Origin of the sequence: Kitasatospora sp. NPDC086801, from assembly GCF_044745805.1 — a bacterium.
Lineage (GTDB): Bacteria > Actinomycetota > Actinomycetes > Streptomycetales > Streptomycetaceae > Kitasatospora.
Window position 1 is genome coordinate 38,311 of the sequence record NZ_JBIVAX010000051.1, and the last position, 13,750, is coordinate 52,060.

A 13,750-nucleotide genomic window follows, 5' to 3' on the forward strand; every position below is an offset into this window, starting at 1 on the left:
GATCTTGAGACCACGAGCAGCCCATGGCAGGCTCAGGCCGCATGATCGACGAATTCGCGAAGAACAACCTTCACGGGAGACTGCGGCGAGACCGCGAGGCGCTGCTCTGGAAACTTGACGGCTTGTCCGAATACGACGCCCGCCGGCCTCTGACGGCGACCGGGACCAACCTCCTCGGCCTGGTCAAACACGTGGCCAGCGTCGAGGCCAGGTACTTCGGTGAGGTCTTCGACCGCCCTTCCCCGGAACCGTTGCCCCGGTGGCAGGACTCCGACGGCAGCGATCTGTGGGCGGCCGAGGACGAGACCCGCGATCAGATCATCGGGTTCTACCGGCGCACGTGGGAACACTCGGACGCGACGATCAACGAGCTTCCCCTCGACGCCCCCGGCCACGTGCCGTGGTGGCCGGAGCCCTATTCCAACACGAACCTGTTCGCCGTCATGGTCCATGTCCTCGGCGAGTCCAACCGGCATGCAGGGCACGCCGATATCCTGCGCGAGGGCCTCGACGGCCGGACCGGGATGCGCCCCGAACACGAGAAGCAGATCGACGAGGAAGCCCGTGCAGCCTACTGCGCGAAGATCGAGCAGGCCGCCAGGTCGGCCGCATCAATCAAGGCTTAGTGATCCGTCGCCTACGGTCACCACCGCCGGACGGCACCTCGCAAAGTAGCCTTCGGAACGGCTCGCAAACGACAAGTCGAAACCCCAGGTCGCAGACGGCGGACTCGCAGACTATCCGTTGAAGTCACACCTTTCGTCGCGCGCGTCCCAGTTGTCGGTGTCTCAGCCGTCCGTGTCTCAGCGCACCCGGGTGGAGAACAGCCGGGCCGACCAGTACACCGACAGCACGGTCATCACCACGACGACCAGCAGGCCCTGCCACACCGAACTGTCCCCGATGTGGCCGGAGAACAGCGCGCGCATGCCCTCCACCGCCCAGTAGAAGGGGTTCCACTTGGCGGTCTGCTGCAGCCAGTGCGGCGCCAGGGTGAGCGGCAGCAGCACCCCCGAGAGCAGCGCGATCGGTTGCGCGATGGTGTTCACCACCGGCGCCATCGCCGCGTCCGTCGGCACCATCAGCGCGATGCCGTAGGAGATCGCCGAGGTCATCAGCGCCAGCAGCCCGAGCAGCAGGTAGGCGAGCAGCAGGTTCAGCGGGCTCACCCGCAGCCCGAACGGCAGCGCGATCAGGGTGATCAGGACGGCCTGCACCAGCAGCGCCACCATCTCCCGCAGCGCCCGCCCGAGCAGCAGCGCCAGCCGGCTCACCGGCGTCACCCGGGAGCGTTCGATGATGCCGGCCTTCAGCTCGCCGAGCAGGCTGAAGCCGGTGAACAGCCCGCCGAAGATGCACAGCACCGCCAGCAGGCCCGGCACGTACACCTGGTAGGCGTCGGCGTAGCTGCTGGCACCGTCGGGGGCGAGCACCTTCTTCAACAGCGGGGCGAACAGCAGCAGGTAGAACACGGGCTGGATGATCCCGACGGCGATCCAGATCGGGGTGCGGATCATCAGCAGCACCTGGCGCTGGAAGACCAGCCAGGTGTCGCGGGCGAGCTTCATGGTCTCCCCAGGAATGGGCGGGTCAGGACTGCTGGAGCGAACGGCCGGTGCGGGCCAGGAACACGTCGTCCAGGCTGGGGCGTTGGAGCTGGACGGTGTCGGGCGTCACGCCCGCCCCGTCCAGCGCGCGCAGCAGCTGCGGGATGGCCGCCGCGCCGTCCTCCAGGTAGAGCCGCAGTCCGTCCTCCCCGCTGAACTCCAGCCGGTGCAGGTACGGCTGCGGGCGCAGCACCTCGGCGGCCCGCTCGGCGACGCCCTCTCCGGGCTCCAGCCCGAGCAGCACGACGTCGCCGGAGATTTCGCGCTTGAGCACCTCGGGCGTGCCCTCGGCCACCACCTGGCCGTGGTCGACGATCGCGACCCGGTCGCACAGGGCGTCGGCCTCGTCGAGGTAGTGCGTGGTGACGACGACGGTCATGCCCTCGGTGCGCAGCCGGCGGATCTCCTCCCACACGTACGCCCGGCTGGCCGGGTCCAGCCCGACCGTGGGCTCGTCCAGGAACAGCACCCGGGGCTCGTGGATGACGCCGAGCGCGATGTCCACCCGGCGGCGCTGGCCGCCGGAGTAGGTGGCGCACGGGCGGTCGCCGAATTCGGTCAGGTCGAAGGCCTTGAGCGCGCCCTCGGCGGCCTGGACGGCCTGCGCCTTGGCGGCGCCGTACATCCGGGCCTGGAGCACCAGCTCCTCGCGGGCGCTGACGGTGTCGGTGGTGCCGCCGCCCTGGGCGACGTAGCCGATCCGGCGGCGTACACCGGCCGGGTCGGTGAAGAGGTCGGCCCCGGCGATGCTGGCCCGACCGCCGTCCGGGCGGATCAGGGTGGCCAGCATGCGCAGGGTGGTGGTCTTCCCGGCGCCGTTGGGCCCGAGGAAACCGTAGATCTCGCCCGCGTCGACGGACAGGTCGATGCCGCGTACGGCGTCGACGGTGGGGTTCTCGCCGCTCTTGCGGGAGGTCTTCTTGCGATAGGACTTGCGCAGTCCCGTGGTCTCGATCAACCGGAACTCCCGTGCGGGGATGGGCTGCCACGGCACCTGGGAAGGCGGTGCTCGGCACCTGCGAAGGCGGTGCTGGGCGCCACCCTAGGCCGAACTCCGGCCCGGAGACAATGGCCTAGACCAATGGACGTTGATCTTCCGGTCTGCTACAGGATCCCCGGTAGCGGCTGTCGGAAGTCCTGCCCGGCGCGGGCCGCCAGGGCCTCCAGCCGGTCCGCGGCGGCCGCCGCCCCGCCGCCTGCGCGCAGCGCCTCGCCGACCCGGACCGCGCTGCGCCGGTAGTCGGCCGTGTCCAGCACGGCCCGCACGGCCTGCGCCAGCCGCTCCGGCGTCACCCGGGCGAACGGCACCCGCAACCCGGCCCCGGCCGCCGCCACCTGCGCCGCGACGAACGGCTGGTCGTGCCGGATCGGCGCGGTGACCAGCGGCAGGCCGTGCGTCAGGGCCTCGCCGACGGTGTTCATCCCGCCGTGGCACAGCACCGCGTCCAGCGCGCCGCGCGCCATCAGCTCCAGCACCGGCGCCCGGTCCACCGCGACGGCCTGCGGCGGCAGCTCGGGCAGCAGCTCGCGCGGGGCCGCGAACACCGGCTGCACGTCGTCGCCGCACAGCTCCAGCGCCCGGGCTGCCCTTGCGTGGAAGTCCGCGCCCAGTTCGCCGGCCAGCGTGCCCATGGTGACCAGGACCCGCCGACGCCCCGGCAGCAGCCGGTCCCACGGGAAGTCCGGGTCGGCCGGCCGGACGGACCGGACCGGCCCGACCAGTGCGTGGTGCGGGGGCGGCGCCGCGTCACCGGTCAGCGCGGGCCCGGTGGTCGCCAGCACCAGGGCGGGGGAGAAGCGCGGGTCCACGTACTCGTGCGCGGGGAGCCGGGCGCGCTCCCACAACCCGCGCAGCAGGTCGGTCATCCATGCCTCCACCTGCGGCAACCCTTGGTACGGGCGACCCAGTTCCATCGCCCCGGGCGCGAAGCTCGCCCACGGCAGGCCGTGCCGGTGGGCGGCCAGCGCGCCCGCCGGGGTGTGCTGGTCGACCAGCAGGACGTCCGGCCGGAACTCCCGCACGATCGCGTCCAGCGGCTTCGCGGTGAACCGCGCGTACGGGACGATGAAGCCCTGCCAGAGCGAACGCAGCGCGGCGAGCCCGTGCCCGCCCTGCGCCCGGAACGCCCGGGTGCCGGTGCCGAGCACCCGGGCCTGCGGGCCGAGCAGCGGGCGCAGCACCGACTCGGTGCCGGTCCAGGCGACGTCGTGTCCGCGCGCGGTCAACTCGGCGGCGATGCCCGCCGCAGGGTTGACGTGCCCGGTCAACGGGGGCATCACCAGCAGGAACCGGGTCATCGCGCACCCTCCTCGGGGATCAGTTTCTGCACGTCGGCGACGGTCAGCGCTTCCAGGGCGGCCAGGTCCAGCCCGGCGCGCAGCCGGGCCAGGTCGGCCGCCGGGCCGAAGCGTTCGCGCAGGCGCCCGGCGAGCGCGGCCAGTTCGCCCTCGTCGAGCAGCAGGTCGCCGTCCAGCCGGGCCTCCGGGGTCAGCCCGTCGGCCCAGCCGGGCGGCGCCCCGGCGGCCTCGACCAGCAGCGCGACCAGCTCGGGGTGCAACGGCGCGGCGGGGTGGTGCGGTTCACGGTCGGACGACGTGGCGGACATCGCATCGGACATCGCATCGGATGTTGCATCGGACCTGGCACGGGACATCGCATCGGACATCGAAGGGGGTCTCCCACCTGCTCGACGGCACGGGGGTGAACGCGTCGGCCCCGGAGGCGGATTTCGGCGGCCCCGGAGGCGAACGCGACGGTGAAGGGCCCGAGATCACTTGTGCGACCCGGCGGGCGTCGGAATACTAGCCCGGGTGACCGCACTGGAGGCAGTGGCCGTTCACCTCCCCCCGCACGCCGTGCCCATCGAGGCGGTTGGTGAGCGGATCGGCCTGACCCCACGTCAACTTCGTCTCTTCCGCCGCTTCCACGGACTGGACCAGCTACGTCTGGACCCGTCCGGGACGCTGCCCGACCTGCTTGAATCCGCCCTCGACAACCTGCCTGAGCTGCGCGGACGCGAGCGGCACGTCCGCTTCGTGATCCACGCGCGCAGCATGCCGGTGGCGGTGCCCTACCCGCTCAACCCGCTGCACGACCTGCTCGCCCCGCGCGGCCTCGCGCACGCCAACGCCTTCACGGTGACCCACCACGCGTGCGCGGTGGGCCTGCTGGCCATCGACCTGGCCGGCCGGCTGCTCGCCGCCGAGCCCGACCCGCGGGCACTGGCGCTGATCCTGGCGGGCGAGAAGACCTTCACCAAGGACGCCCAGGTGGTGCCCGAGACCGGCATATTCGCCGAGGGCGCGGCCGCCTGCCTGGTGAGCGCCGACGGCGAACGCCATCGGGTGCTCTCCTTCGCGGTGCGCCAGCGCCCGGAGTTCGACGGCCGACTGGCCGAGGACGCGGACCTCCTGGCGCGCTACCAGCGCGAGTACCCGAACGTGATGGTGGAGGCGATCGAGGCCGCCCTGGACGAGGCCGGTCTGGACCTCTCCGACCTGGCCGCGGTGCTTCCGCACAACGTCAACCAGGCGTCGTGGCGGATGATAGCGCGCCGGATCGGCTATCCGCTCGACAAGGTGGTGCTGGACAACGTGCTGTCGGTGGGGCACAGTTTCGCTGCAGACAGCCTCATCAATCTTCACACCGCCACCACGCGGGGGCTGCTGCGCCGCGGCGACCACTACCTGATCGCCGCCGCCGGTGTCGGAGCCACCTTCTCCGCGATGGCGGTCCGCTGCTGACGGAACGTCGGTTTCGTCCATCATTCCCACGCCAGACCACTCTCCCACGTACGACGGGACGGGACACCCATGTCAGAACCTGTGGTCCAGACCACTGACCCCGAGCTGCGCGAGCGGATCCGCTCCGGCATCGGCGAACTGCTGCCCCGCGTCCTCAAGCGCGAACTGCCCGAGATCCCCGAGAACGCCTGCCTCTTCGACGACCTCGGCCTCACCTCCGCCGGCACCATCGAACTCATCCTGGAGCTGGAGGAGTCGCTCGACATCCAGGTGGACGTCGAGCAGATCACCGAGGACGACCTGCGCTCGGTCGCCAATCTGGCCGACTACGTCGCCGGGCACGTCATCCCCGAGGACTGACCGGGTGGCCGACCACGGCCTGCGGATCACCCGGGCGCTCGCGCGGCGCTTCGACGGCCGCTCGGAGGCCTCGCTCGACCCGGACCTGCGGGTGTTCGTCTCCGACCTCGTCCGCCCCTACGGGCTGCCGCTGCGCGAGGACCTGCTGCGCGAGGGCGCGGGCCACTCCTACGAGGAGCTGGCCGCGGACCTGCTGCGCGAGGCGCTCGCCGAGGACGAGCCCGTCGACCTGCTGATCCTGGCCTTCGACACCCCGGACGTCCGACCGGGCGCGCCGTCCTCGCTGGCGCTCAGCCGGTCCTGTCCGGGCACGCCGCTCGCCTTCGCGGTCTGCGACCAGGGCGTTGCCGCGGCCTTCACTGCCCTGCGCCTCGCGGCCGACTACCACCGCACCGGATCCTGCCGTCGGGCGGTCGTGGTGCTCGCCGAGCAGACCGCGCTGCACCACGAGCCGGCCGTGCCGGTGTCGCTACCGGAGCGGCACGGTGTGGTGGTGCTGGTCTGCGAGGAGGCGCCCGGGCCTGGCATGACCGTCCATCAGATCCCTGGTGTCGAGCTGCCGGACGCGGCGGTTCGGGCCCGGGTCGCCGAGCTGGGGCCCGACGCGGCGCTCGTGCTCGGCCCCGGGCTGGACGGTGCCGAAGGCCCGGCCGCCCAGCCGTTCACCGGGGCCTGGGCGGAGCTCGCCGAGCAACTGCCCGCCTGGCGGGCGCGGGGGCGCCCCGTCCTGGTCGCCGACCTGGACCGCCGGCTCGGCGTGCTGAGTGCGCTCGCCCTGCCGTGACCACCGCTCAGTTCATGTCAACTCGCAAGAGCCGCAAGTGCATTGACGAATCATCAGTCGAATGTTCAGTTGGTCTGGACCAGTGTGCGAGGTCGCTGCTAGCGTCCCGGTCACACCCCCGCTGAGCCCTTCCCCGGCGAGCCGAAAGGCGCATGCGACGTGACCCCGTACGACGAGACTCCGTGCGACGAGACCCCGTACGACGAGACACGGGCCAGTAGACGGATCGAGGTCCGGTACGCGGCCCCGGCCGGCGGACCCGGCGACGGATCGGGGCCGCTCACGCTCGGCCAGGACAACATGATCCGGTGCATCCGGCGCGACGCCCCCGAGCAGATCAACAAGGAGTCGCTCTGGCCCGTCCCGGACGGCACCTCGGTGCCGGCCGGGCTGGCCGCCCTGCGCCGGCTCGTCGAACGGCACGAGTCGCTGCGCACCTCCTTCCCCACCGGCCCCGGTGCGGACGGCTTCCCGGAGCGCCAGGTGGTGCACCCGGAAGGCCGGTTCACCGTCACCGTGGTCGAAGCTGGCAACCGTAGTGATGCCCAACTGGACGCGCTCGCAGCGGCGTTGGGTCACGCCGACGTCGCCGTTCCGGTCGACCTGGCCGCCGCGCCGAGGCTGCGCGTCACCCTCGTCGCCGACGGGGAACGACTGCTGCGGCTGGTCGCGGTGGTCTGCCACGCGGGCGCCGACGGCGCCGCCACCGCGCTGCTGATCCAGGACTGGCTGGCGCTCGCCGCCGGAAAGGACCTCCCGCCGGTCACCGCTCCCACCCCGCTACAGATCGCGGACGCGGAACGGAGCGCGCAGGGCCGCCGCAAGTCGGTCACCGCCCTGCGGCACTGGGCCCGCATCCTGGCCACCGGTCCGCAGGTGGTCTTCGCCGACGCGCGGATCACCGGCCGCCCGCGCGACCACTCCGCCGTCCTGGTCCGCTCCCGCAGCGCTGCGGAGGACCTCGCCGCCGTCTGCCGCCGCACCGGCGCGAGCCCGTCCGTCGTCCTGCTCGCCGCCTTCGCCGCGCTCGTCGCCCACCGGGCCGGCCGCACCGAGCTGGCGCTCTCGGCGCTCTCCGCGAACCGCCAGCGCGCCGCCCTGGTCGACCACGTCGGCACCCTGGCGCAGGACGCCCTGATCCTGCTCGACACCGGGGCGGCCGACCTCGATCAGCTGATCGGCCGGGCCAAGTCGGCCTCGCTGAGCGCCTACTGGCACAGCACCCTGGACGCCGAACGGGTCTGGCGGATCATCGAGGACTGTGCGCACCTGCGCGGCAGCCGTTTCCCCCGCCAGGTCGTGGTCAACGACCTCAGCCTGACCATCCCCGCCGCCGTCGCCGATGCCCAGCCCGCCGCGGCCGCCGACCCCGAACTGACCCGGGTGCCCGCCCCGCCGCTGCCGGTCCGGCTGATGTTCACCATCCTGCGGATCAGCGGCAGCCTCGACTTCGCCCTGATCGCCTGCCCGCAGGTGCTGGATCCGGACGAGACCGACCGGTTCGCGCGGGCGCTGTTCGCCGTCCTGGCCGCCGCCGCCCGGGGGCCCGTGCCGCTCGACGCCCTGCCCGGCGTCGCGGACGTGCCGACCCCCGACCGGAACGGCGAGTGGCACCTGATCGACGGCACCTGGATCGACCTGGCCGCCGTCCGCGCCCTGCTGGGGACCGCCCTCGGCGCCCGGACGGACGTCGAACTCGCGGTGGACGGGGGAAGGCTGACCGCGACGCTGACCACCGCGGACCGCGAACTCACCCCGGCCGCCGCCCACCACGCGGTGGTCGCCGTCCTGGCCGACCGCGACACGGCGATGGCGCCGCAGCACTATGTCGTCCGGTGCACCGGCCCCGGGGCGGAGACCGTCGCCTCCGGCGGCGGCCGCGACCCGGACATCGCCGCCCGGCAGGCCGTGCTCACCTGAACGGGGGAGCGCGGGCAGGCGCGGGCGGCTCACTCCAACGAGTCCTCGCCGTCCCACCGGACGTCCCACGAACACGCCGAGGTCGCTCCCGAGGTGAGCCCCCACGGGCTCGGCACCTCCTCCTCGTCCTCGTCGCCCTGCAACGGCAGTTGGTCGATCACCGCGACCAGTTGCGGCGGCAGTTGCGGCGCCAGCCCGTGGTGGACCCGGGACAGGATGTCGCGCCGCACGTCGTCCGGCAGCAGCGGCCGGGCCATCCTCAACGGCCTTGGCCCGGCGTGGCGTTCGGACGCGACGAGCTGATCCGACCAGGCCCGCCAGTAGTCGGCGTCATCGTTCTCGCCGAGCTTCAGATGGTGCAGGTGCAGGCAGTACGCCGCCGTGCCGCAGCCCGACCCGGCGGCGAAGCGCCACCAGAACTCGGCGCCCTCCTCCCGCCCGGTCGCGTACAGCAGCGCGGCGAACACCTCCGCCCCCTCGGGCTGGATCCGGCGGGCGTTCACCAGCAGGTCGAGTCCCCGGGAGGCGTCCGGCGCGCCCAGCACCAGGGCCACCACCAGGCCCAGTTCGAAGGTGGCCTGCTCGAACTCCGATGGCAGGTGCGCCGGCGCGGCCGTGAGCCGGGCCTGGCGCAGTGCTGCGATGCGCTCGGCGTGGGCGCGCTCAGGCCGGGGCACGTGGACCATCGCGCGCCCCCCGCCGCTCGGGACCGCCCCGCCGCTCGGGACCGCCCCGTCGGGCGGGTCCGCTTCCCGTCCGGGCGTCACAGCTCGCCCGCACGGTCCGTGAGTTCGCCTGAGTGGTCGGACGGTTCGCCGGAGTGGTCCGGCAGTTCGCCCACCCCGAGCCGGCGCGCCAGTCGCTCCCGCGCGTGCCGCAGGTTGGAGTGCACCGTCGCCACCGGCCGCCCCAGGTACGCCGCGATCACCTTGACGTGCAGGCCCAACAGGTACCGCAGGATGATCACATCCCGTTGTCGGTCCGGCAGTTCGAGGATCGCCGCGTACAGCCGCACCTCGTCCGCCTCGCTGTGCAGCAGCCCGTTCGCGACCTGCTTGAACGCGCCGATCACCGCCGCGAAGGTGACGGCCTCCACCGCCACCGGCTCCTCGGCGGACATCCAGTCCGAGACGTGCCGGTTCGCCAGCCGCCAGGCGTACGCGGCGGGCTCCTCGAACCGCAGCACCTGCGGCCAGCAGCGGGCCAGGTCCGCCTTCACGGCCTCGACCACCACGGCGGCGTCCGCCTGGCCGCCTATCCTGGTCAACGCGAGGGCGTGCCACGCGGGTTCATGCGTCTCACAGAACGCCGCGTAGGTGACGTCCAGCCGCAGACCGAGGTCGCCGGCCGCCTCCCGGTCCGACTCCGCGCCGCCGACGCGCTCCAGCGTCGGCCCTCCCCGGTACCCGCGGACGGGGGCGCCCCTGTCGATCGTCATCGCGCCTGCTTTCCGTGGCCGCCGGCTGCTCGCCGGGCCACTCGAGGGTCGGGCTGTCTGCGCCCATCCTCAGTCCATCGGGCCTGTCACTCCAGGCCGCATCCCGAATACAGATGGTCATCTCGCGCGATCAACCGACTGTTTGGAGCGTGGCGGACCGCGATTGACCTCCGGATACGGTGGGCACCAATCGACAGGTGTCCGCGACGCCAAGGGGGAACGCGATGAGCCTCTACGACGGAGTCGACCTGCGGCTCAACATGCCGCACTCGGCCCGGATGTACGACTACTACCTCGGCGGCTTCACCAACTTCGCCGCTGACCGCGAGGCCGCCGGACACGCCCTCGCCGTCGCACCCTGGCTGCGTGCCGCCGCCCGGGCCAACCGGTCCTTCGTCCACCGCTCCACCCGCGCCCTCGCCCGGGCCGGTATCGACCAGTTCCTCGACATCGGTACCGGAATCCCCACCTCGCCCAACCTCCACGAGGTCGCCCAGAGCGTCGACCCGTGTGCCCGCGTCGTCTACGCCGACAACGACCCGATCGTGCTCTCGCACGCCCAGGCACTGCTCACCGGCACCCCCGAAGGCCGCACCGCCTACGTCGAGGGCGACGTCACCGACCCCGCCCACCTCCTCGCCTCACCCGGCCTGCGCGACACCATCGACCTCACCCGGCCCGTCGCGCTCTCCCTCAATGCCCTCCTGCACTTCGTCCCCGACACCCACGGCGCCTACGAGATCGTCGAGCACCTCAGAACCGCCCTCGCCCCCGGCAGCGCCCTGGTGATGACCCACGTCACCCCCGAGTTCGCCCCGGCCGAGATCGCCGTCCTGGTCCGCATCTACGAATCCGGCGGCACCGCCGCTCAGCCCCGCACCCTCCCCGAGTTCACCCGATTCTTCGACGGCTGGAACCTCCTCGCCCCCGGCATCGTCCCCACCCCCCACTGGCGCCCCACCCCCGACGACCCGTCCGTCACCGCCCCCGAGGCCGCCTCCCACGCCGCCGTAGCCCTCAAGCCCTGACTCCCACCCCTCGCACCCGCGGGGCTTCGCCGCCCCCGCCAGGTCGCCCCCCCACCCCTCCACCCGTGCGGCCTCGCCGCCCCGGGGACAGACTGGTGGGTGGATAGATGCTGCCCGTGAGGCTGGGAGAGGCATGCTGCTGGGACTCACCACCGCGCTGGTCGCGACCGTCTGCTTCGGGTTCGGGGCGGTGTTCCAGGCGCGTGGGGCGAGGTCGGCGCCGCGGGCGGACCGGGTGCGGGCAGGGCTGCTGGCCGCGTTGGTGCGCTCGTGGGAGTTCCTGCTCGGCACGGTGCTGGACATCGTCGGTTTCGTGCTGAGCATCGTGGCGCTGCGCAGTCTGCCCCTGTTCCTCGTGCAGGCCGTCACCAATGCGAGCCTGGCCGTGACGGCGCTCGCCGCCGTCTGGCTGCTCGGGGCGCGGCTGCGCCGGGGGGACGTGACGGGGATCGTCGCCGTGGTGGTCGGCCTGACGCTGCTGGCGCTGGGGTCGGGCAGGGAGGGCCGCGAGTACGCCCCGCCGGTGTTCCACTGGGCGCTGCTCGCGACGACGGCCGTGATGCTGCTGCTCACCCTCGTCCTGGTGCGCCGGGCCGGCACCGTGGCGGCGGCCGGGCTGGGGCTGCTGGCGGGGGTGGGGTTCGGGGTGACGAGCCTGGCGGTCCGGGTGATGGACGCGTCCAGCCTGGTCACCGTCCTCACCGATCCGGCGGCGTACGCGCTCGCGGTGGGCGGCCTCGGCGGCTACCTGGCGTACGCGCTGGCCCTGCAGCGCGGCACCGTGACGGCCGCGACCGCCGCCGGGACGGTCGCCGAGACCTTCGGTCCGGCGCTGGTGGGCGTGGCGGCGCTGGGTGACGCGGCGCGTCCGGGGTTCGAGTGGTGCGCGCTGGCGGGCTTCGCGGTGGCGGTCGGCGGCACCTTCCTGCTGTCCCGGTTCGGGGAGTTGGAGGGGGAGCCTGCGGAGGTGGCCGCCGCGCGGCCGGACGCGGCGGATCGGGACCCTGAGCCGGGTCCGGACCCGGAGGCGGAGCCGGCCGTCCCGCCCCGGTAGCCCGGGTGGCGCCGCCATGCGAAGGTGACTTGCCGGACAAATCAGACGGCGACACGCCCACGGAGTGGCAGGTGTGCGATGGCGGAAGCCCAGCCGGGCCCCCGACGGCCGGGGCCCACCGACCATCCGGTCGTCCTCGTCACCGGCGCCTCCTCCGGCATCGGCCTGGCCACGGCCGTCCGCCTGGCCGACGCCGGCTGGCGGACCCTGCTGTCCGGCACGGACCGCACCCGTCTGGACGAGGTCGCCGCCCGGACCGGCGGCTGCGTCCTGCCCGAGGACCTGAGCAAGCCGGACGGCCCGCGCCGGCTCGCGGAGGCGGCCCTCGCCGAGGCCGGCCGGGTGGACGCACTGGTCGCGAGCGCGGGCCTGGGGTGGCGCGGACCGTTCGCGGACACCCCCTCGGACGTCCTGGACCGGATGATCGAGGTCAACTTCGCCGCCCCGCTGCGGCTGGTCCGCCTGCTCCTGCCGGGCATGCTGGAACGCCGCCGGGGCCGGATCGTGCTGCTCGGCTCGATGGCCGGACAGGTGGGCGTGCGCGACGAGTCGGGGTACGCGGCGACCAAGGGCGGGCTGGCGATGTTCGCGGAGAGCCTCTGGTACGAACTGCGCGGCACCGGGGTGGGGGTGCGCCTGGTGCTGCCGGGCCCGGTGGACACCCCGTTCTTCGACCGGCGCGGCACGCCCTACCAGCGGGAGCGGCCGCGGCCCGTCTCGGCGGAGCGGGTCGCCGACACCGTGGTCGCGACCATCACCACCGGGCGTGACCGGCTGTTCGTGCCGCACTGGCTCGGCTTTCCGGCCCGGATCCACGGCGTGGCGCCGGGCGTGTTCCGGCGCATGGCCTCCCGTTTCGGGTGAGCCCGGTGAGGTCAGTGAGGTCAGTGAGGTCAGTGAGCGCGGTGGCCCGGTGAACACGGCGACCCGGGTGCTCGCGGCGGCGACCGCGGGGGCGACCGCGGCGGAGTTCGCGCACCTGGCCCCGGCGGCGGTGCGCCTTCCGACGCTGCGCCGCACGCTCGCCCGCCGAACCGCCGGCCACGGCGCCGACCCGCACCACGTCGCGCTGACCTTCGACGACGGCCCCGACCCGCGCAGCACCTCGTACGTCCTGGACGCTCTGGACGCGCTGGGCGGTGTGCGGGCCACCTTCTTCCTACTGGGTTCGATGCTGGAGCGCGCCCCCGCCCTCGGCCGGGAGCTGGTGCTGCGCGGCCACGAGGTGGCGGTCCACGGCTGGTACCACCGGCAGCAGTGGTACCCGGCTCCGGCCCGTGACCTGCGCGAACTGCGCCGCACGACCGAGGCGGTGACCGCGCTGTGCGGGGTCCGCCCGCACTGGTACCGCCCGCCGTACGGGGTGCTGACGGCAGGCCCGGCCCTGGCCGCCTGGCACCTGGGCCTGCGCAGTGTCCTGTGGACGGCCTGGGGCCGGGACTGGACGGCGGAGGCGACCGGCGCGTCCGTCTACGCGACCGCCCGCCCCGGCCTCACCGGCGGCGCGACCCTCCTCCTGCACGACTCCGACTGCACCTCCGCCCGCGACTCCTGGCGGGCCACCCTTGGCGCCCTTCCCCTGATCGCCGCCCACTGCCGCAGCCGCGCCCTCACCCTCGGCCCGCTCCGCGACCACGCCGTCCCGGGGCGGCCCGTGGCCGACGGCATCGCGGCCGCGGCCGAGGGCCGGGCGGACGACGATGCCCCGCCTCGACCGAGGGGCGGTCTCTAGGAGTCCTCGCAACACCTGATGGCCTATGCGGTTGTCAGTAGATCACGCAGACGCTCGGCTGGAGTTCTCCAGCCGAGCGTTTT

At 73.4% G+C, this 13,750-nt stretch carries 15 protein-coding genes; 9 read left to right on the forward strand and 6 right to left on the reverse strand.

The features are described from left to right. The first annotated feature begins 41 nt into the window (after positions 1–41). Entirely contained in the window at positions 42–626 is a 585-nt protein-coding gene (locus tag ACIPLC_RS33815) for a DinB family protein (protein ID WP_400476863.1), read from the forward strand. Positions 627–803: 177 nt separating this feature from the next. On the opposite strand, the gene ACIPLC_RS33820 is transcribed toward ACIPLC_RS33815, so the two are convergent. The 4 genes from ACIPLC_RS33820 to ACIPLC_RS33835 form a co-directional block, all read right to left on the reverse strand. Further along, entirely contained in the window at positions 804–1,568 is a 765-nt protein-coding gene (locus tag ACIPLC_RS33820) for an ABC transporter permease (RefSeq protein WP_400476864.1), read from the reverse strand. A 22-nt stretch (positions 1,569–1,590) separates the two neighbouring features. Then, positions 1,591–2,565: an ATP-binding cassette domain-containing protein gene (locus ACIPLC_RS33825; RefSeq protein ID WP_400476865.1), complete on the reverse strand. Its 975-nt coding sequence runs from the start codon at positions 2,563–2,565 to the stop codon at positions 1,591–1,593. Positions 2,566–2,711: 146 nt separating this feature from the next. Continuing rightward, positions 2,712–3,905: a glycosyltransferase gene (locus tag ACIPLC_RS33830; protein WP_400476866.1), complete on the reverse strand. Its 1,194-nt coding sequence runs from the start codon at positions 3,903–3,905 to the stop codon at positions 2,712–2,714. Beyond that, entirely contained in the window at positions 3,902–4,225 is a 324-nt protein-coding gene (locus tag ACIPLC_RS33835; RefSeq protein ID WP_400476867.1) for a hypothetical protein, read from the reverse strand. The genes ACIPLC_RS33830 and ACIPLC_RS33835 overlap by 4 nt, the downstream gene beginning before the upstream one ends. Before the next feature lie 193 nt (positions 4,226–4,418). Between ACIPLC_RS33835 and ACIPLC_RS33840 the strand changes: the two genes are divergently transcribed. The 4 genes from ACIPLC_RS33840 to ACIPLC_RS33855 all read left to right on the forward strand — a co-directional run bounded on the left by ACIPLC_RS33840 (position 4,419) and on the right by ACIPLC_RS33855 (position 8,415). Continuing rightward, positions 4,419–5,351 (forward strand): 3-oxoacyl-[acyl-carrier-protein] synthase III C-terminal domain-containing protein, encoded by a 933-nt coding sequence (locus tag ACIPLC_RS33840; protein WP_400476868.1) that lies wholly within the window; start codon positions 4,419–4,421, stop codon positions 5,349–5,351. 69 nt (positions 5,352–5,420) lie between these two features. Next, positions 5,421–5,711, forward strand: a complete 291-nt coding sequence (locus ACIPLC_RS33845) for a phosphopantetheine-binding protein (protein ID WP_400476869.1) — start codon at positions 5,421–5,423, stop codon at positions 5,709–5,711. A gap of 4 nt (positions 5,712–5,715) precedes the next feature. Continuing rightward, entirely contained in the window at positions 5,716–6,495 is a 780-nt protein-coding gene (locus ACIPLC_RS33850; protein WP_400476870.1) for a hypothetical protein, read from the forward strand. Positions 6,496–6,654: 159 nt separating this feature from the next. Further along, positions 6,655–8,415, forward strand: coding sequence for a condensation domain-containing protein (locus ACIPLC_RS33855; protein ID WP_400476871.1), 1,761 nt, complete (start codon positions 6,655–6,657; stop codon positions 8,413–8,415). A 29-nt stretch (positions 8,416–8,444) separates the two neighbouring features. Here ACIPLC_RS33855 and ACIPLC_RS33860 read toward each other — a convergent pair whose 3' ends face one another. Together ACIPLC_RS33860 and ACIPLC_RS33865 are read right to left on the reverse strand one after the other, a co-directional pair. Continuing rightward, positions 8,445–9,101, reverse strand: coding sequence for a hypothetical protein (locus ACIPLC_RS33860; RefSeq protein WP_400476872.1), 657 nt, complete (start codon positions 9,099–9,101; stop codon positions 8,445–8,447). 77 nt (positions 9,102–9,178) lie between these two features. Then, positions 9,179–9,853 carry a sigma-70 family RNA polymerase sigma factor gene (locus ACIPLC_RS33865; protein WP_400476873.1) on the reverse strand — a complete coding sequence of 225 codons (675 nt, stop codon included), beginning with the start codon at positions 9,851–9,853 and terminating at the stop codon, positions 9,179–9,181. Between the two features lie 224 nt (positions 9,854–10,077). Between ACIPLC_RS33865 and ACIPLC_RS33870 the strand changes: the two genes are divergently transcribed. From ACIPLC_RS33870 to ACIPLC_RS33885, 4 genes are all read left to right on the forward strand, one after another. Continuing rightward, entirely contained in the window at positions 10,078–10,881 is an 804-nt protein-coding gene (locus ACIPLC_RS33870; RefSeq protein ID WP_400476874.1) for an SAM-dependent methyltransferase, read from the forward strand. Between the two features lie 133 nt (positions 10,882–11,014). Then, positions 11,015–11,935 carry a hypothetical protein gene (locus ACIPLC_RS33875; RefSeq protein WP_400476875.1) on the forward strand — a complete coding sequence of 307 codons (921 nt, stop codon included), beginning with the start codon at positions 11,015–11,017 and terminating at the stop codon, positions 11,933–11,935. A 78-nt stretch (positions 11,936–12,013) separates the two neighbouring features. Next, positions 12,014–12,799 carry an SDR family NAD(P)-dependent oxidoreductase gene (locus ACIPLC_RS33880; RefSeq protein ID WP_400476876.1) on the forward strand — a complete coding sequence of 262 codons (786 nt, stop codon included), beginning with the start codon at positions 12,014–12,016 and terminating at the stop codon, positions 12,797–12,799. Between the two features lie 49 nt (positions 12,800–12,848). After that, on the forward strand, positions 12,849–13,667 hold the full coding sequence (locus tag ACIPLC_RS33885; protein WP_400476877.1) for a polysaccharide deacetylase family protein: 819 nt from the start codon (positions 12,849–12,851) through the stop codon (positions 13,665–13,667). The last annotated feature ends 83 nt before the right edge of the window (positions 13,668–13,750 follow it).